This window comes from Streptomyces sp. NPDC088785 (assembly GCF_044750685.1).
In the GTDB taxonomy this organism is placed as follows: domain Bacteria; phylum Actinomycetota; class Actinomycetes; order Streptomycetales; family Streptomycetaceae; genus Streptomyces.
The window spans coordinates 50,112-66,812 of the sequence record NZ_JBIVKH010000013.1 but is presented as its reverse complement, the minus strand read 5'-3'; the positions used below and the strand labels follow the sequence as shown (position 1 = coordinate 66,812).

General features: G+C 70.9%; 13 protein-coding genes. 1 reads left to right on the top strand and 12 read right to left on the bottom strand.

All coding sequences use genetic code 11. The features are described from left to right. Positions 1-45 precede the first annotated feature (45 nt). Complete coding sequence (locus tag ACIP5K_RS28300; RefSeq protein ID WP_401413994.1) at positions 46-516, top strand: carboxymuconolactone decarboxylase family protein; 471 nt, start codon at positions 46-48, stop codon at positions 514-516. Between the two features lie 52 nt (positions 517-568). Here ACIP5K_RS28300 and ACIP5K_RS28295 read toward each other — a convergent pair whose 3' ends face one another. The 12 genes from ACIP5K_RS28295 to eccB form a co-directional block, all read right to left on the bottom strand. Further along, the gene (locus ACIP5K_RS28295) at positions 569-1,588 is read right to left on the bottom strand and encodes an oligopeptide/dipeptide ABC transporter ATP-binding protein (RefSeq protein WP_401413992.1); all 1,020 of its coding nucleotides are present in this window, start codon (positions 1,586-1,588) and stop codon (positions 569-571) included. Beyond that, positions 1,585-2,580 carry an ABC transporter ATP-binding protein gene (locus ACIP5K_RS28290; protein WP_401413991.1) on the bottom strand — a complete coding sequence of 332 codons (996 nt, stop codon included), beginning with the start codon at positions 2,578-2,580 and terminating at the stop codon, positions 1,585-1,587. Before ACIP5K_RS28290 ends, ACIP5K_RS28295 begins: the two co-directional genes overlap by 4 nt. Continuing rightward, a complete protein-coding gene (locus tag ACIP5K_RS28285) occupies positions 2,577-3,500 on the bottom strand; it encodes an ABC transporter permease (RefSeq protein ID WP_401413989.1) in 924 nt (307 codons plus the stop codon). Before ACIP5K_RS28285 ends, ACIP5K_RS28290 begins: the two co-directional genes overlap by 4 nt. Next, a complete protein-coding gene (locus tag ACIP5K_RS28280; protein ID WP_401413987.1) occupies positions 3,497-4,585 on the bottom strand; it encodes an ABC transporter permease in 1,089 nt (362 codons plus the stop codon). Before ACIP5K_RS28280 ends, ACIP5K_RS28285 begins: the two co-directional genes overlap by 4 nt. A 73-nt stretch (positions 4,586-4,658) precedes the next feature. Further along, entirely contained in the window at positions 4,659-6,545 is a 1,887-nt protein-coding gene (locus ACIP5K_RS28275) for an ABC transporter substrate-binding protein (RefSeq protein WP_401413985.1), read from the bottom strand. 265 nt (positions 6,546-6,810) lie between these two features. Continuing rightward, a complete protein-coding gene (locus tag ACIP5K_RS28270; protein WP_401413983.1) occupies positions 6,811-9,366 on the bottom strand; it encodes an SCO5717 family growth-regulating ATPase in 2,556 nt (851 codons plus the stop codon). A 311-nt stretch (positions 9,367-9,677) separates the two neighbouring features. After that, a complete protein-coding gene (locus ACIP5K_RS28265) occupies positions 9,678-9,989 on the bottom strand; it encodes a DUF397 domain-containing protein (RefSeq protein WP_401413981.1) in 312 nt (103 codons plus the stop codon). Between the two features lie 89 nt (positions 9,990-10,078). Further along, entirely contained in the window at positions 10,079-11,491 is a 1,413-nt protein-coding gene (locus ACIP5K_RS28260) for a S8 family peptidase (protein ID WP_401413979.1), read from the bottom strand. An 86-nt stretch (positions 11,492-11,577) separates the two neighbouring features. Next, positions 11,578-13,296, bottom strand: a complete 1,719-nt coding sequence (locus ACIP5K_RS28255; RefSeq protein WP_401413978.1) for a hypothetical protein — start codon at positions 13,294-13,296, stop codon at positions 11,578-11,580. A 14-nt stretch (positions 13,297-13,310) separates the two neighbouring features. Further along, on the bottom strand, positions 13,311-13,643 hold the full coding sequence (locus tag ACIP5K_RS28250; protein ID WP_401413976.1) for a hypothetical protein: 333 nt from the start codon (positions 13,641-13,643) through the stop codon (positions 13,311-13,313). A gap of 160 nt (positions 13,644-13,803) precedes the next feature. Continuing rightward, positions 13,804-15,096: a type VII secretion-associated serine protease mycosin gene (mycP, locus tag ACIP5K_RS28245; protein ID WP_401413974.1), complete on the bottom strand. Its 1,293-nt coding sequence runs from the start codon at positions 15,094-15,096 to the stop codon at positions 13,804-13,806. 12 nt (positions 15,097-15,108) lie between these two features. Continuing rightward, entirely contained in the window at positions 15,109-16,608 is a 1,500-nt protein-coding gene (eccB, locus tag ACIP5K_RS28240; RefSeq protein ID WP_401413972.1) for a type VII secretion protein EccB, read from the bottom strand. Positions 16,609-16,701 lie beyond the last annotated feature (93 nt).

Below are 16,701 nucleotides of genomic sequence, written 5' to 3'. Positions count from 1 at the left end.
TCCGTCATAGGTGTGTCAGCACCACGGCGCACGAAGGAGCCCACCATGGAACCCCGCCTCGACCTCTTCGCCAACCCGGCCCTCGGCAAGGCCCTCAAGCACATCGTCGCGGCCGGCCAGGCCGCCGCGGAGGCCGGGGTGCCCGGCGCCACGCACGAACTGATGCTGATCCGCGCCAGCCAGATCAACGGCTGCGCGGCCTGTCTCGACATGCACACCAAGGACGCCGCCGCGGCCGGTGAGAGCGCGGTCCGGATCAACCTGGTCGCCGGCTGGCGCGAGGCCAAGGTCTTCACCGAGGCCGAGAAGGCGGCCCTCGCCCTGACCGAGGCGGGCACCCGGATCGCCGACGGCGCCGGGGTCCCGGACGAGGTGTGGGCGGCCGCCGCCAAGCACTACGACGAGGACCAGCTCGGCGCGCTCGTCGCGACGATCGCCGTGATCAACACCTTCAACAGGATCAACGTGATGACCCAGCAGCCCGCGGGCGACTACCAGCCCGGCATGTACAGCTGAGACGGCGGCCGACGGGCCCGGCCCCACCGGACCGGGTCCGACCGCCGCACCCCTACCCCTGCTCCGCCGCCACCCCGGCGGCCCCCGACGCCGCGGCGGCCCCGGCCGCCGCCCAGTGGCACGCCACCTGCGACGTGCCCGCGCCGGACAGCACCGGCAGATCCTCCGTGCGGCACCTGCCCGCGACCCCGGCGCGCTCCGCCTCGCCGCCCGCCAGGATCTGGCAGCGCGCGTGGAAGCGGCAGCCGCCCGGGATCCGCGACGGGTCCGGTGCCTCGCCCTTCAGCACCACCGGCTCGCCGGGCGCCTCCGGCAGCACCGACAACAGCGCCTGCGTGTACGGGTGCCGGGGCGACGTCAGCACGTCCTCGACCCGGCCCGTCTCCACGATCCGGCCGAGATACATCACGGCGACCCGGTCCGCGATGTTCCACGCCAGCCCCAGGTCGTGCGTGACGACCAGCGCCGACAGGCCCAGCTCCTCGCGGAGCCGCAGGATCAGCGCGAGGATCTCGCCGCGCACCGACGCGTCCAGGGACGCCACCGGCTCGTCCGCGACGATGAGTTCGGGCTCCAGGACCAGCGCGCCCGCGATCACCACCCGCTGGCGCTGACCGCCCGACAGCTCGTGCGGATAGCGCAGGAAGAACCGCTCCGGCGGACGCAGGCCCGCCCGCGACAGGGCGTCCGCCACCGCCGCCCGCTCGTCGCCCGGGTGCCCGTGGATGCGCAGCCCCTCCGCCACCGCCTCGTACACGGTGTGCCGCGGGTTCAGCGAGCCGCTGGGGTCCTGGAGGACCAGCTGCACGCGCTTGCGGTACGCCTTCAGCGCCCGCGAGGCGTAGTCCAGCGGCCGGCCCGCGAACGTCACCCGCCCCGACGTCGGCCTCTCCAGGCCGAGGAGGGTGCGTGCCAGGCTCGTCTTGCCGCAGCCGGACTCGCCGACGAGGGCGACGATCTCGCCCGGGGCGATGTCCAGGTCGACGCCGTCCACGGCCCGCGCCGCGGGGGCGCCGCGCCGGCCGGGGAACGTCACCTGGAGCCGGTCGGCACTCAACAGCGCTTCGGTCATGCGGTCTTGCTCCCTGCTTCGACGCCCTGTGCGGGCGAGCCGTCCGAATCCACGTGGACGCACGCGGCGCGCCGTCCGGGGCCCGCGTCCCGCAGCACCTGGTCCTCGCTCGCGCACACGTCGAGCGCGACCGGGCAGCGCGGATGGAACGTGCAGCCGGCGGGCAGCGCCGCCGGGTCCGGCGGGTCGCCGGGCAGCCCGCGCGGCGCGAACCGCGACGCCGGGTCGCCGATCGTGGGGAACGCCGCCGACAGCGCCCGGCCGTAGGGGTGCACCGCGGATCCGTAGACCTCGTCGGCCGGGCCCTCCTCCACGACGCGGCCCGCGTACATCACGGCGAGCCGGTCGCAGGTGTCGGAGAGCACCGCCAGATCGTGGCTGATCATGATGAGGCCGAGGTCCTGCTCGGCCACCAACTGCTCGATGAGACGCAGGATCTGCGCCTGGATCATCACGTCGAGCGCGGTCGTCGGCTCGTCGGCGATGATCAGCTCCGGGTCGCAGGCGAGCGCCATCGCGATCATCACGCGCTGCCGCTGGCCGCCGGACAGCTCGTGCGGATACGCCGCCGCGCGCGCCGCGGGCAGCCCCACGTGCTCCAGGAGCTCGGCGGCCCTGCGCCTGGCCTGCTCCGGGGTCTTCTTCTGGTGCAGCAGGACGGGCTCGGCGATCTGGTCGCCGATGCGGTGCACGGCGTTCAGCGAGTGCATCGCGCCCTGGAAGACGATCGACGCCCCGGCCCAGCGGACGGCGCGCAGCCGGCCCCACTTCATGGCGAGGACGTCCTCGCCGTTCAGCAGGATCTCGCCGGTGACCTCCGCGCTCGCGGGCAGCAGCCGCAGCAGGGCGAGCGCCAGCGTCGACTTGCCGCAGCCGGACTCGCCCGCGATGCCGAGCTTCTGGCCGGCCGCCACGGAGAGGTTCACCCCGCGCACGGCCCGGCTCCCGCCCGCGTACGTCACGTGGAGGTCCCGTACCTCTAGCAGCGTCATGAGCGCACCCCCAGCTTCGGGTTGAGGACGGATTCGACCGCGCGGCCGCACAGCGTGAAGGACAGCGCCACGACGGCGATGGCGATGCCGGGCGGCGCCAGGTACCACCAGTCGCCCGCGCTCACCGCGCCCGCCTCGCGCGCGTCCTGGAGCATCCCGCCCCAGGAGGTGATCGTCGGGTCGGACAGGCCGAGGAAGGCGAGCGTCGCCTCGGTCAGGATCGCCGAAGAGATGATCATGGTGGTCTGGGCGAGGACCAGCGGCATCACGTTCGGCAGCACGTGCCGCAGCATGATGTGGCCGTGGCCGCCGCCCAGCGCGCGGGCCCGCTCGATGTACGGCCGGGACTCGACCGCGAGGGTCTGGGCCCGCACGAGCCGCGCCGTCGTCGGCCAGGTCGTCACGCCGATCGCGATGATGACCGTCCACATGGAGCGGTCCATCACCGTCGCCAGGGCGATCGCGAGGACCAGCGTCGGCATCACCAGGAACCAGTCGGTGACCCGCATCAGGACCGTCGCGTACCAGCCGTGGAAGTGCCCGGCGACGATCCCGACGACGGTGCCGATCGCCACGCACAGGAACGCGGCGAGCAGCCCGACGGTGAGCGACACGCGCGCCCCGTACACGAGCAGCGCGAGCACGCTGCGCCCGAACTGGTCGGTGCCGAGCGGGTAGTCGCCGCTGGGCCCGGCCAGCGGGGAGCCGTCGGCGTCGGTCACGGACTGCGAGTCGGCGCCGACCAGGGCCGGCGCGAAGATCGCGATGAGCGCGATCAGGACGAGCAGGCCCAGGCCCCACAGTCCGCTGGTGTGGGAGCGGTACGCGGTCCAGAAGCGGGCCAGCGACCGGCGCTTGCGGGCGCGGGCGAGCGCGCGCGGGTTGGCCGCCCTGTCGGCGGCGGGGGTCTGCGTCGTCATCGTCCCACCCTCGGGTCGAGCAGCGGATAGAGGATGTCGGCGACGGTGTTCGCCAGGATCACCGCGGTCGCGAAGACGAAGAACAGGCCCTGTACCAGCGGTAGATCGGGCACGGACAGCGCCTGGTAGAACAGCCCGCCGAGGCCCGGCCAGGAGAAGACCGTCTCGACGAGGATCTGCCCGGCGACGACGTGCCCGAGGTTCACGAACATCAGGGTGAAGGTCGGCAGCAGCGCGTTCGGCACCGCGTGCCTGCGGCGCACCACGTCGTCGCGCAGGCCCTTGGCGCGGGCCGTCGTCAGATAGTCGCTGCCCATCTCGTCGAGCAGCGAGGAGCGCATGACGAGCAGTGTCTGCGCGTACCCGACCGCGACCAGGGTGAGCACCGGCAGGATCAGGTGGTGGGCGACGTCGAGCAGGTACGCGAAGCCGGTCTCGCCGCCCGATTCGAGGCCGCCGGTCGGGAAGATGCCGGGGATCGGGCCGATGCCGACGGAGAAGACGATGATGAGGAGCAGGCCCAGCCAGAACGACGGGATGGAGTACAGGGTCAGCGCGAACGCGGTGTTGAAGCGGTCGCTGCGCGATCCGTTGCGCCACGCCGTGCGGGTGCCCAGCCAGATGCCGAGCGCCGAGTAGAGCAGGTACGCCGTGCCGGTCAGCAGCAGCGTCGCGGGCAGCGCGTCCAGGATCTTGTCGATGACGGGCGTGTGGTACTGGAACGACATGCCGAAGTCGCCGGTCAGCGCGTCGCCGACGTAACTCGTGAACTGCTTCCACATCGGCTGGTCGAGGCCGTACTGGTGGCGCAGGTTGGCCAGTTGCTCGGTGGAGACCTTGCGGCCGCCGGTCATCTGCTTGACCGGGTCGCTGGGGATGAGGCGGAAGAGGAAGAAGCTGGTGACGAGGACGGCGAAGAGGGAGACCACGGCCCCCGCGATCTTCGCCGCCGCGTACTTCAGGTATTCCGCGGTGGTGCGGGCCCGGGGCCCGCGGCCGGCCGACAGCTGCCCGGCCGGGGAGGCCGGGTCGCCGTCGGGTCCGTCCGCGGGCTGCACGAGCGCCGGAGTGCTGTCAGCTGTCATGGTTCACGTGTTCTCTGCTGTTCATGCGAACTCTCGTTGCTCGTGCGGGTGGTGAGGGCCGAGCGGGCGCCGGTTACTCGCGCTCGTCGGCCGTCGAACGGCGGCGCCGGGCGAAGAGGATCCCGCCGCCGATGACCACCAGCGCGACGACCACGATGCCGATCACCACTCCGGTGGAGCCGGACGAGTCCGAACTTCCGCTGTCGGAGGAGGACACCGGCTCGGCCGACCACCAGCTCCAGTAACCGTCCTGGCCGTAGATGTTGCCCGCGGCGGTCGGCATGGTCTCGATGGACTTGATCTGGTCGGTGCGGTAGGCCTCCACGGCGTTCGGATACGCCATGACGTTCATGTACCCCGAGTCGTACAGCCACGACTCCATCTGCTTGACGTACTCCGCGCGCTTGGCCGGGTCGTACTCGGCGAGCTGCTTGCCGTACAGGTCGTCGAACTTCTTGTCGCAGATGAAGTTGTCGGTCGCCGCGCTCTCCTTGGCCTTCGCGGGCAGCGCCGCGCAGGTGTGGATGCCGAGCACGAAGTCCGGGTCGGGGTTGACCGACCAGCCGTCGAACGCGAGGTCGTACTCACCGGCGTACCAGGGGACGGAGACGTCGTCGAGGCAGTCCACCTTCAGACCGACGCCGAGCTTGCCCCACCACTCCTTGAGGTACTTGCCGACCGCCTTGTCGTTCGGGTCGGTGGCGTGGCACAGGATGCGCAGGTCGAGGGCCTTGCCGTCCTTGCCGACGCGCTTGCCGCCCTTCAGCCTGTACCCGGCCTCGTCGAGCAGCTTGCCCGCCGCGTCGGGGTCGTAGGAGAGCTTCTGGCTGTCCGACGGGGTCCAGAAGTAGTCCTTGAAGCGCGGCGGGATGTATCCCTCGCCCTGCACGGCGTGGCCCTGGAAGACCTTGTCGACGATGGTCTTGGTGTCGACCGAGCGGAACAGCGCCTGGCGGACCTTCTGGTCCAGCAGCGCCTTGTTGCCGTCGCCGAACTTCTTGCCGTCCTTGGTGCGGGCGCCGGGGTTGGTGGCGATCGCGTAGAACCGGCGGCCGGGGCCCTCGTTGACCTTGATGTCCTTCTCGCCCTTGAGCGAGGCGGCCTGGGCCGGGGTCAGGGCGGGGGAGCCGGCGACGAAGGAGACCTCGCCCTTGCGCAGGGCGGCGACGGCGGCGTCCTGGTCCTTGTACGTCTTGAAGACGATCTCGTCGAACTGCGGCTTCTTCGACGTGCGCCAGAAGTCAGGGTTGCGCTTCAGCTTCACGTACTGGTCGGTCTTGTAGTCCGTGAGGATGAACGGCCCGTTGCCCACGATCGGGAACTTCTGGTCGTTGTTGAACTTCGAGTAGTCCTTGACGTCCTTCCACACGTGCTCCGGCACGATCGGGACGTCGAGCGAGGTCATCGTCGCCTGCGGCTTCTTCAGCCTGACGACCAGCCGGGTGTCGCTGGGCGCGGTCACCTTCTCGAAGTTGCCGACGAACGAGCCGTTGGCGGTGGCCGCCGCGTCGTCGGTCATCATCTTGTTGAACGTGAACGCCGCGTCGTGCGCGGTGGCCTTCTGGCCGTCCGACCATTTCGAGTCGGAGCGGATCGTGTACGTCCAGGTGAGCTTGTCCGCCGACGGCTCCCACTTGGTCGCGAAGCCCGGGACGACGTGGTTGTCCTTCGGGTCGTAGTTGGTGGGGTAGTCGTACACCAGTCGGAGGATGCTGGTGCTGACCAGGCGCGTCGCCAGGAACGGGCTCAGCGAGTCGACGCTCTGCGCCAGCGCGACGGTGAGGACCTTCTTGCCGCCGTCGTCGGCTGCCCCGGCCTCGTGGGGCGCCGGGTTGAGCGGCGTGGCGAGGGCCGCGGTGAGGCTGAGGGCCGCGGCGCCGGCCGCGAGGAGGACCCGCGCGCCGCGGCGGTCCGTTCTGTGGTGCTGATCGTGCGTATCTCGCTGAGCTTTCGTGGCCATGGGGCGGACACCTCGCGTCGTGACTCTCACAGCAGGCTGAATGAAGTAGGTGTCTATCAGCGGCTCTTGACGTGCGTCAACGGCAGGTGAACCCCATGTGGCCTGCGGAAATAACGAGTTGACCCGTAATTCACGCACATTGGTCAAGACCTCTGTCGCTTTGCAGGCCAGCGCGTGGCGACGTAGCGGACGTATCCGCGTGATGTACGTGAAAGGCCCGCACCGACAACGGTGCGGGCCTTTCACGGAGTTGGCTAAATCGTTGCTACTGGTGGGGCGGGGGCGGCTGCGGGGGCCACTGGGCGGGGGGTGCGGGCTGGCCGGGGTAGGGCTGCTGCTGGGGGTAGGGCTGCGGGGGGTAGCCCTGGGGAGGTTGGGCCTGGGGCTGAGCTTGGTAGGGCGAGGGCTGAGGGGGCTGTTGGTGCTGCTGGGGCTGAGGGTGCTGCTGGGACTGAGGGTGCTGCTGGGGCTGTTGCTGGCCGCGGGCGAAGCCCTCGGCGACCAGCGCGGACAGCTCGAAGTACGCCTCCCGCACCTTGGGCCGCATCATGTCGAGGTCGACCTCGGCGCCGGCCGCGAGGTGTTCGTCGAACGGCACGACGACCACTCCGCGGCACCGGGTCTCGAAGTGGCTGACGATGTCGTCCACCTTGATCATCTTGCCGGTCTCGCGGACCCCGGAGATGACGGTGAGCGAGCGCGCGACCAGCTCCGAATAGCCGTGCGCCGACAGCCAGTCGAGGGTGGTGCTGGCGCTGGACGCGCCGTCCACCGAGGGCGTCGAAATGATGATCAGCTGGTCGGCGAGGTCGAGCACCCCGCGCATCGCGGAGTAGAGGAGGCCGGTGCCGGAGTCGGTCAGAATGATCGGGTACTGCTTGCCGAGCACGTCGATGGCGCGGCGGTAGTCCTCGTCCTGGAACGTCGTCGAGACGGCCGGGTCCACGTCGTTGGCGATGATCTCCAGGCCGGACGGGGCCTGGGACGTGAACTGCCGGATATCCATGTACGAGTGCAGGTTCGGGATCGCCTGCACGAGGTCCCGGATGGTCGCGCCGGTCTCGCGGCGCACCCGGCGGCCGAGCGTGCCGGCGTCCGGGTTGGCGTCGATCGCGAGGATCTTGTCCTGGCGCTCGGCGGCGAGGGTCGAGCCCAGCGCCGTCGTCGTGGTCGTCTTGCCGACACCGCCCTTGAGGCTGATCACGGCGATCCGGTAGCAGGACATGACCGGCGTGCGGATCAGCTGGAGCTTGCGCTGCCGCTCGGCCTCCTCCTTCTTCGCCCCGATCTTGAAGCGGCTGCCCGAGGTGCTGGGGGCCTTGCTCTTCGCCTTCTGCCGCTTGTTGTTGAGCAGCCGGTCGGCCGACAGCTCGACGGCGGCCGTGTAGCCGAGCGGCGCGCCGCCGACGTTCGTGGGCTGCCGCTGGTCGTGCTGCATCGGCTGCGGCCAGGCCGCACCGGTGCGGGGGTCCACGGGCTGCTGCTGGGGCTGGGGCTGCTGGGCCGGGTAGCCGTAGCCCGGCTGGGGCTGCGGCTGCGGCGGGGGCTGGGGGAAGCCGTAGCCCGGGGCGGGCTGGTGCTGTCCCGGTTGCCCCGGTTGCCCCGGTTGCCCCGGCTGGAGCGGTGGGTCACCGGCCTGCGGGACGCCGGGCCGGGGCGCGCCGTAGTCGCCCTGCGGGGCCGGAGGGCCGGGAGCCGGCTGGGGCTGCTCCGGCTGCGCGGGAGGCTGCGGGAAGCCGTAGCCGCTCTGCGGGGGTACGGGGTCGGGGCCCGGCTGCGGCTGAGCCTGCGGTGGGGCAGGGGGCTGCGGCTGCGACTGGGCGTCGAACTGCGGGAAGCCGAAACCGCCTTGCGGCACGGCGGCGCCGGGCTCGGGCTGCGGTTGCCCGGGCTGGGGAGGCTGCGGCTGGCCCTGCTGCGGGAAGCCGTAACCCTCCTGCGGCTGCGCGGGCCAGGCGGGCGGAGCGGCAGGCGACTCGGGCGGCGCCGGCCGACCGCCGGGCGCGGGGTCGGTCCACTGCGGCGCCGGGTTCGGCGCGGCGGGCTGGAACGTGGGCGGCAGCGGCGGAACCGCGCTGTCCGGTGCGGGCGGAGGAGTCCAGCCCGCCGGGGCGCCCGGCGCGGGCGCGTTGCGCTCGGCCGGTTCGGCGCCGCTGTTCACGGGAGCCGGGGCCGGGGCAGGGGGCGGTGCGGTCTCGGGGCCCGGAGCGGGAACGGGAGCGGGAACGGGAGCGGGCTCGCCCACGCCCGGCGCGCTCGCCGTGGCGCCGCCGCTCCGGTCGAACTCCACGTGCACCCGGTGGGCGTCGACCCAGGAACGCTCCGACTGCGGAGCGGCGGGCCGGTCCTCCGGGGGCGGCGTCGGCTCCGGAGGTGCCTGGGCCGGGGCTGTCCGGGCCGGTGGTGCCTGGACCGGGATCGTCTGGGCCGGGGCCGCTTCCGGCTCCCGCTGGGCGAGCCCGGAGAACCGCATGGTGGCGCCGCTCTCCAGGTCCCCGCTCTCGGCGACGGGCTCCGGCAGGGGAGCAGGCACGGCAGCGGGAGCGGACGCGGGGGCTGGAGCAGGGGCAGGGGCAGGGGCAGGGGCTGGAGCAGGAGCGGAGATAGGGGCAGGTGCGGGCGCCGGGGCGGGCGCGGGGGGCGGCGGCGGAGGGGGCGGCGGCGCTACGGCGGCGGCCTCCGGCGCGTTCTGCGCGTACCAGGGCGGCGGGGCGTAGTCGATGGTGAACTCGCCGGTCCGCTCGACACTGGACTGCGCGTCGGACTGATCGTCGACGGGCGAGTCCGAGCCCCCGTGGAGACCGTCCCGATCGCTGTTCACAATGCCTCCTGGTGTGGTCGACCACCCGCGTCCCGTGCTGGGCGACCGGTCTGCGTGGTCTGGTCATCACTTCCGGGGACCGTCCCCCTGGTCCCCGGCGTACGCCTCACCCGCACACGGGTGTACGTGACACGTCCAGACCCAGCCTAATCACGAAAACCAGGAGCACGGCAGGCCCGGCCGCACCCACGAACCGACGAGGGCCCGGGCGCCGGCCGGTGCGGCGGCGGCCCGGACCCTCGGTGTCCTGTCCTGTCCTGTCCTGTCCTGTCCTGCCTTGTACTGTCCCGTCCTGTCCTGCCGGACAGGCCTTAGGCGTCGAGCCCGCCGTTGTGCGGGGCCGGCTCCAGGTCGAACTCGCCGTCGCGCGCACCGAGCACGAACGCCGTCCACTCCGCCTCGGTGTACCGCAGCACGGTCTCGGGCTCCAGCGACGACCGCATCGCCACCGCGCCGTCCGGCAGGTACGCGATCTCGACGCGCTCCTCGTGCTGCTCGGTGCCGGGAGCGCTGTGCCACTCGACGCCGGAGATGTCCAGCGCGTAGAGCTCGTCCTTCTCGCGCTCCTTGCGGGCCTTGATCTCCTCCGGCGTCTCCTTCGGAGCCTCGCCATTCGTCCCCACGCCGCATCAGCCCTTTCCGTCGCCTTGCGGTAAACGCTCCCAGCTTAACGGGAGTTGACCAGCGGCGCGGCGGAGCCGGACAGCTGTGCTCAGTAGCCGGAGGGGCCGTTCTGCTGCTGGCCGCCGTACGGACCGGTGGGCGGCTGCTGTGGGTACGGCTGCTGCTGGTAGGGCTGCTGTTGGTACGGCTGTTGCTGGTAGGGCTGCTGCGGAGCGCCGGGGCCGCCCCAGCCCGCCGGACCACCGGGACCGCCGGGGCCGCCCGGACCGCCGCGGTTGTTCTTCTTGCGGGCGACCAGGACGACGATCAGCACGATGACGACGAGGACACCGGCGCCGATGCCGACGAAGAGCATCGTGTGCGAACCGTCGTCGGCCTTGTCGGCGGCGCCGGCCGAGCCGGTGGCGGGCGACGAGGAGGCGCCCGAACCGTTCTTGTCGTCCTTGGGCAGGCTGCCGAGATCCTTCCAGGGACCGTCGGGGCCGCCCTTGGGGATGTCGGCGGTGAGGGCCTTGAGAGGGCTCAGGTCGCCGTAGCCGTGGTAGGCGTCGGGCAGCTTCGCCTTGTCGACGCCCTTGGCGATGTACGTGGACTTGACGACCCGGTTGACGAGCTGGCCGGGGGTGTAGTCCGGGTACTTCTGCTTGAGCAGCGCGAAGGCGCCGGAGGCGATGGCGGCCGACATGGAGGTGCCGTCGGTGGTGAGGTAGTCGCCCTTGACCGTGTTGCCGCCGGCGTCCTCGTACGCGCCATTGGCGGTCGGGACGGTGATGCTCCGGGCGGGGGCGGTGAACATCATGGACTGGGAGTAGTTCTCGTCCGCCCAGACGGTCCCGTTCTGGAGGGAGCCACCGACCTGGACCACACCGGGGATGGTGCCGACGGTGTCCCTTTCCTCGTCGCCTTCGTTGCCGGAGGCGTGGACGACGACGACACCGTGCTCCAGCGCATAGGAGATCGCTCGCTTGTCGGCCTCCGTGGCGGTGCCGGTTCCGATGGAGAGGTTGACGACGTCGGCGCCCTTGTCGACCGCGTAACGGATCGCGTCACTCAGCTCGCAGGCCCTGGTCAGGGACTCGTTCTCACCCGCGCCGTCCTTCGACCAGATGTCAATGGGCAGGATCTTGGCACCGGGAGCCATGCCCAGTACGCCTTGGCCCTGCCCGGCGCCGTGCCCGTGACCGGCGATCAACGCGGCCATTCCTGTGCCGTGGTTGTCCAGCTTCTCTTTGTCCGCGGTGTTCTCATCCGCACAACGAGTACCGGGCAGCACATTGCCCGTCAGGTCAGGCTGGTCGCCGTTCACGCCATCGTCGATGACCGCTACGGTGACGCCCTTCCCTGTAGCGATCTTGTGGACGGCATTGATGTCGAACGCCTTGTTCTGCCACTGGCCGTCTCTGGTCGCGTCCGCCGATGCGGCCGGTGCGGTGCCGAGCACCAAGGCTCCCACCATCGCCGCGCCGCCCATCGTGCGGAGCGTCGTCTGCGCGAAGCGCATGCTCTGACACCTCTCTGGATTCCCTGACTGCTGTCGGACGTGAGGCCCGCGACCAGAGGGTCACGGGCCTCACGAAGGCTAGCCGGTCACTCGATGACGGGCGGGTTGACCTTGCGCTCCTTGGGCGTCCAGGTCTCTTCGTCCTCGTACAGGTAATCGGGACGTCGGCTGCTGTTCCCGCCCTCGCCACGCTGCTTCCCGGCGCCCCGGCCACCGGCGGCTCCGCCGGGACCCATGCCGTTGCGGCCGTTCCCGCCCCGGGCGGTGGTGGCGCCGGTCCCGCTCGCGCTGCTGCCGCGGTTGCGCAGCCCCGTACCACCGGGGGTGAAGGCGCCGCCGGTCTTGCCCTTGGCGCCGCCGACCACGCCCCCCTTCGTCCGCGCCGAGGCACCGGTCCGGCCCGCGCCGCCGAGGCCGCCCTTGCCGGCGCCCGCACCGCCCGCGCCGCCGCCCATGCCGCCCATACCGCGGCCGAGACCGCCGCGACCGGCCGCGCCCGCGCCTCGTCCGGCACCGGCACCGGCGCCGCCGGCCGTCCGGCCGAGCCCGGCCGCACCGCCGGCCATGCCACCGGCCAGACCGCCACCGGGGCCCAGACCCGCTCCGCCGCCGCCGACACCGCCGCCGATGCCACCACCGGCTCCGCCGCCGATGCCGCCCGCGCTGCCGAGCCCGCCCGCGCCCGCACCGATGCCGCCGCCGATGCCACCACCGGCTCCGCCGCCGATGCCGCCGCCGGCACTCTCCAGGCCCGTGTTGATCTGGGAGGCCCCGCCGCCGATTCCGCCGACGCCGCCGCCGATACCCCCACCGACTCCGCTGCCGATGCCGCTGCCGATGCCGCCGCCGACCCCTCCGTCGGCGCCGCCGCCGAAGGGGTTCGAACCGGACGCGGGCATCGTCGAGATGGTCGAGTCGGGCGTGGGCATCCCCGAGAGGTGGGGCGAGTTCACGTCGCCCAGCCCGGCCCCGCCGATGCCACCGCCCAGCGCACCCGCGCCCGCACCGACTCCGGCGCCCCCGGCAATGCTCGGATTGGTACCACCCGAACCAGGCACGCTCACGTCACTCGGCAGGCGGCCCGTGTCAACGGGAGGCGCGACATACCGACGGTCGTTGTCCTCGCCGCTCAGCTGCTTCGAATTCGCCTGATAGACCTGCCCCAACTGCTCCATGAGGATCGCGGCCTTGAGCCCCGCCTCCCGGCGGGCCCCCATGCTGTCGCCCCACTTGTCGATCACGGACTGCGTGTCCATGCCGCTGGCGAGGTCGCTCTCGATGCTGCTCTGCGCGTTCTGGATCCGGTTCATCGCCTGGTACTGGGCGTAGGCGCCGCCCAGCGGGTTGGCGAGCATGGCGGCGAACTCGGTGCCCGACATGTTGCTGAACATGTCGGAGGCGGAGTCCCACGCCTCGTCCCACCAGCTCACGTCGATGCTGTCGACCTGGTCCTGGATCTTGTACAGGTTGTCCGCGGAGTTCTCCATCGCCTGCGAGGTGAACTGCGCGCGGTCACCGCCGTTGGCCATCTCCTGGCTGATCTTGGCGGCCTCCGCCTGGAACTTCTGCGCGGACGAGCCCTTCCAGCTCTCCAGGACCTTCTTCACGGCGTTGTCGAACCGCTGCTTGATGCCGCCGCTGCCGTCCGAACCCACGAGACCGTCGTGGACGTCCGACCAGTTCTGCGAGACCTGCATGACCGTCTGCGGCTTGGCGCCCGACACCATGTCCTTCAGGCTGTCGAGGTCGTGCGAGTTGAACTTGGTCCCCGGGAGGCCGCCCGAACCGCCGTCTGCCGGAATCATCCCCTCGTCCCCCTTCAGGAGTTGCGGTCAGCAACACCGGTGTCGGTGATCGTGTTCTCGGCCTCGGCGTCCTGGTACACGCCGCGCGCCTTCTCGGTCTTCCGGCCGAACTTGTCGACCAGATCCTCGATCTTCTCGATCATTTCGCTCTGGATCTTCGTCTTCATCTTCTCGTGCGCGTCGTACAGTTCCTGCGCCTCCGAGAAGCCCTTCCCCAAGGCCCCGTCCGGCACATCGGTGCCGTACTTGGCTTTCTGCTTGGGCCCCTCCATGTCCTTCAGGACCTGATTGAGCTCCTTGACCACCTGGTCCAGCGCGTCGAGATCGACCTCGTACCCGTCAGCCATCTCCGGCTGTCCTCCCCGTTCAACGTCAACGACCTACACGCGGCGCCCACTTACGCCCCCTGCATGTGCATGCCTTGACGTACAGGGTGCCCTGCTTTACTAGCCCCTTACAAGTTTCCTCACAAACCGCTCACAGCGCTCGCGGGCCCCCGAGGGCACCTCAGAGCACGTCGGCCCCGCGCTTGCGCAGCCAGTCGCGGCGGGCCATCGCCCCCGCCGAGATCACACCGAGCAGCAGCCCGCCCCCGATGACCAGATACGTCCCGTAGCGGGCGTTGCGCTCCGCCGGGGTCTCGCCGAGGGTCAGCTTCGCCGCGATGATCTTCTCTTTGTCGCCGTTGCTCGCCGTCACCGCGCTCCGCAGATCGGCGTTGGTGACCGGCCCGGTCGGCTCGGTGTCGTCCTTCACGGCGGCCATCGGGTCGATGACACCCCAGCCGATGTGGTTGTCGTGGTACGGGTGCGAACGCGACGCCGTCCGCTCCAGGTGCCAGATGATCTGGGCCGGCGTCCACTTGGGGTGCTTCTCCTTCACCAGGGCCGCCACCCCGGCCGCGTACGGAGCGGAGAACGACGTGCCCTGGTCGACGCACTGGCCCCGGACCGGAACCGTCGAGACCATGTCGACGCCGGGGGCCGCGATGTCCACCTGCCGGTTCTGGGTGGAGAACGTGGCCCGCTCGTTGTTGCGGTCCGATGCCGCGACGGACAGCACGTTGGAGTTGTCCATCGCCGCCGGGTACGTCTTGGACTCCTGGCCGCTCGAACCGTTGTTGCCGGCCGAGGCGACGATGAGGATGTTCCTGCTCTCCGCCTCGGCCACCGCCGCCTGGAGCGAGGGGAGCTGGCTCACGTTCGCCGTCGTGCCCTGCGAGATGTTGATGATGTCGACCTTCGCGCTGACGGCCGCCTTGATGGCGTTGACCATCGTCGCCAGGTTGCCGCCCTCCTCCGCCGTGCTGGTCTGGAGCGGCAGGATCCGCGCCTTCGGGGCCATCCCGTGGAAACCGGTGCCGGGGAAGTTGTCGGCGGCCGCGATGATGCCCGCCACCTTCGTGCCGTGGCCGACGCCGTCGCTCGTGGCCTTGGACTTCGCGAACGACTTCCCGTCCAGGACCTTGCCCGTCAGCTGCGGATTGTTCTTGTCGACGCCGGTGTCGATGACGGCGACGGTCACCCCGTCGCCCTTGAGGGTGCCGCCCTGCCACAACTGCTCGGTGATCACCCGTTGCAGCGACCACGGCGTGCCCTTGATGACGTCACCGCCGAACTGGCAGTCGGTGCTCGCCAGTTGCGTGCCGGAGCCGTCGCCGTCGGCGAGCGCCGGAGTGCTGGTCAGCGCGGCCAGCGCGGCGGTGGCACCCAGGACCGCGGCCGCCCGGCGGGCGACGGCGGCCGGCGCCGTGGAGGTCATGGAGCGCCCGCCGGTGGAACGCCCGTTGATGGAACGCACGGTGACTGCCCCCTAGGAGTTCTGCGTCTGCTGGGCGGCCGTCGTCGTCAGGTCGGGCCCGGACGGCAGCAGCTTCGACCACTGGGAGGGCACCGTCACCTTCTGCGCGCTCTCGTAGCCCAGGCGGATCTTCGCCTTGCTGACCTCTTCCTGGTCGGAGCCCGACTTGTCCTTGCCCGAGTCGTTGTTGACCGGCAGGTAGTAGCGCAGGCCGGTGTCCGTGACCAGGTAGTTGAAGCCGGTGCTCGACGTGCCCTGCTGCTCCTGGTAGAGCAGTCCGCTGCCCGGGCTCACGTACGAGGACGCGCTCGCCGCGATCGACCGGATGGGCAGGGACGTACCGGCCCACGTGGTCAGGTCGGTCGACCTGCCGCCGCCGTACACGGAGCAGGCGGTGTCCGTCCGGCCGCCGTTGGCCAGCGTGACGGCCGGGGCGGGCCAGGACTCGGCGCCCGCCAGCCTGCCCTCGGTGTCCGGCTGGATGTCGGTCTGATTGACCGTCTCCGTACGCGAGTTGGCCAGGACCTCCTTCAGCAGGGCGGTCTGGAACTCCGTCACCGGGACGAGCCGGTCCCGCTCCACCAGGTAGTGCTGGCCCCTGCGGGTGCGCAGCAGGGTGCCCGTGGTGCGGAACTTGGCGGGCACGCCCTTCGCCTGCGACGGCTGCCCGTCGTCCGGCACCGACGGCATCGAGATCGCCTGCGGGCTGGTCCTGAGCGTGCTCAGCCAGTCGTCCGTGACGGTCATCGGCTCGGCGCCGTCCCCGAACAGCGTGCGCACCACCGAGTCGAGGTCACCGGTGCCGCTCGCCCGGAGCTGGTAGGCCACGCCGCGGCTGCTCACCAGGTACGGCGTGCGGCGCTTGTCCTGCACGTACAGCGCCCGGCCGGCCGCCAGCTTTCCCGACCCCTTCTCCGCGACCTTCTTCGCGTCCTTCTTGTCGAGCACGAGGATCGTCTGCTGCACCGAGGCCTTGTCCGTGCTGCTGGCGCTCGCCTGCTGGCACAGGGCCCACACCTTCGGGGTACCCGCGTCCTTGGCGTTCGGCAGCCGGTCGGGGGCGTACGGAATTCCGACCATCGAACCCTGGGCGATATTCGACTCGTCGAGGAATTTTTCCTTGACGGTCTTCACAGAACCTTCTTTGGTCTTTTTCGGATCCAGCAGAAGTTTCGCCGAGGCGAGGTTCAGGACCGGGTGCAGGACGGGAATGTCCTTGCCACTCTTGTCCTTTTCGCCTGACTTGAGGACGACGTACCGGGTCGCCGACGGGTCGGTGACGATGATCCCGGCCTCCGGGGTGTCCCAGCCCTCGGGCGCCACCGGGCTCAGCAAGCCGCAGGCCCCGAACCCGGCGAGGATCACGACGCTCATCACGATGCCCGACACCGCGTGCTTCAGCGGCTTGGGCGCCGACTCCACCGAGCCGTTGGGCAGCGGCTTCAGGAAAGAGGCAACTGTCCGCTTCCGTGAGAAGTTGTAGGCATTCAGCTCATCACGACGTGACGCCATCGTTACGTAATCTCCCCGTTCTTGCCGGACCGTACTGGTAGTTACCTGGGTCCACTTCGCGACCACCCCCGGCGCACGCGCCGCACGGGCCTC

Coding starts and splice junctions, on each gene's coding strand:
- ACIP5K_RS28300 (WP_401413994.1), top strand. CDS start 46: ATGGAACCCCGCCTCGACCTCTTCGCCAACCCGGCCCTCGGCAAGGCC.
- ACIP5K_RS28295 (WP_401413992.1), bottom strand. CDS start 1,588: ATGACCGAAGCGCTGTTGAGTGCCGACCGGCTCCAGGTGACGTTCCCC.
- ACIP5K_RS28290 (WP_401413991.1), bottom strand. CDS start 2,580: ATGACGCTGCTAGAGGTACGGGACCTCCACGTGACGTACGCGGGCGGG.
- ACIP5K_RS28285 (WP_401413989.1), bottom strand. CDS start 3,500: ATGACGACGCAGACCCCCGCCGCCGACAGGGCGGCCAACCCGCGCGCG.
- ACIP5K_RS28280 (WP_401413987.1), bottom strand. CDS start 4,585: ATGACAGCTGACAGCACTCCGGCGCTCGTGCAGCCCGCGGACGGACCC.
- ACIP5K_RS28275 (WP_401413985.1), bottom strand. CDS start 6,545: ATGGCCACGAAAGCTCAGCGAGATACGCACGATCAGCACCACAGAACG.
- ACIP5K_RS28260 (WP_401413979.1), bottom strand. CDS start 11,491: ATGCGCTTCGCGCAGACGACGCTCCGCACGATGGGCGGCGCGGCGATG.
- ACIP5K_RS28255 (WP_401413978.1), bottom strand. CDS start 13,296: ATGATTCCGGCAGACGGCGGTTCGGGCGGCCTCCCGGGGACCAAGTTC.
- ACIP5K_RS28250 (WP_401413976.1), bottom strand. CDS start 13,643: ATGGCTGACGGGTACGAGGTCGATCTCGACGCGCTGGACCAGGTGGTC.
- eccB (WP_401413972.1), bottom strand. CDS start 16,608: ATGGCGTCACGTCGTGATGAGCTGAATGCCTACAACTTCTCACGGAAG.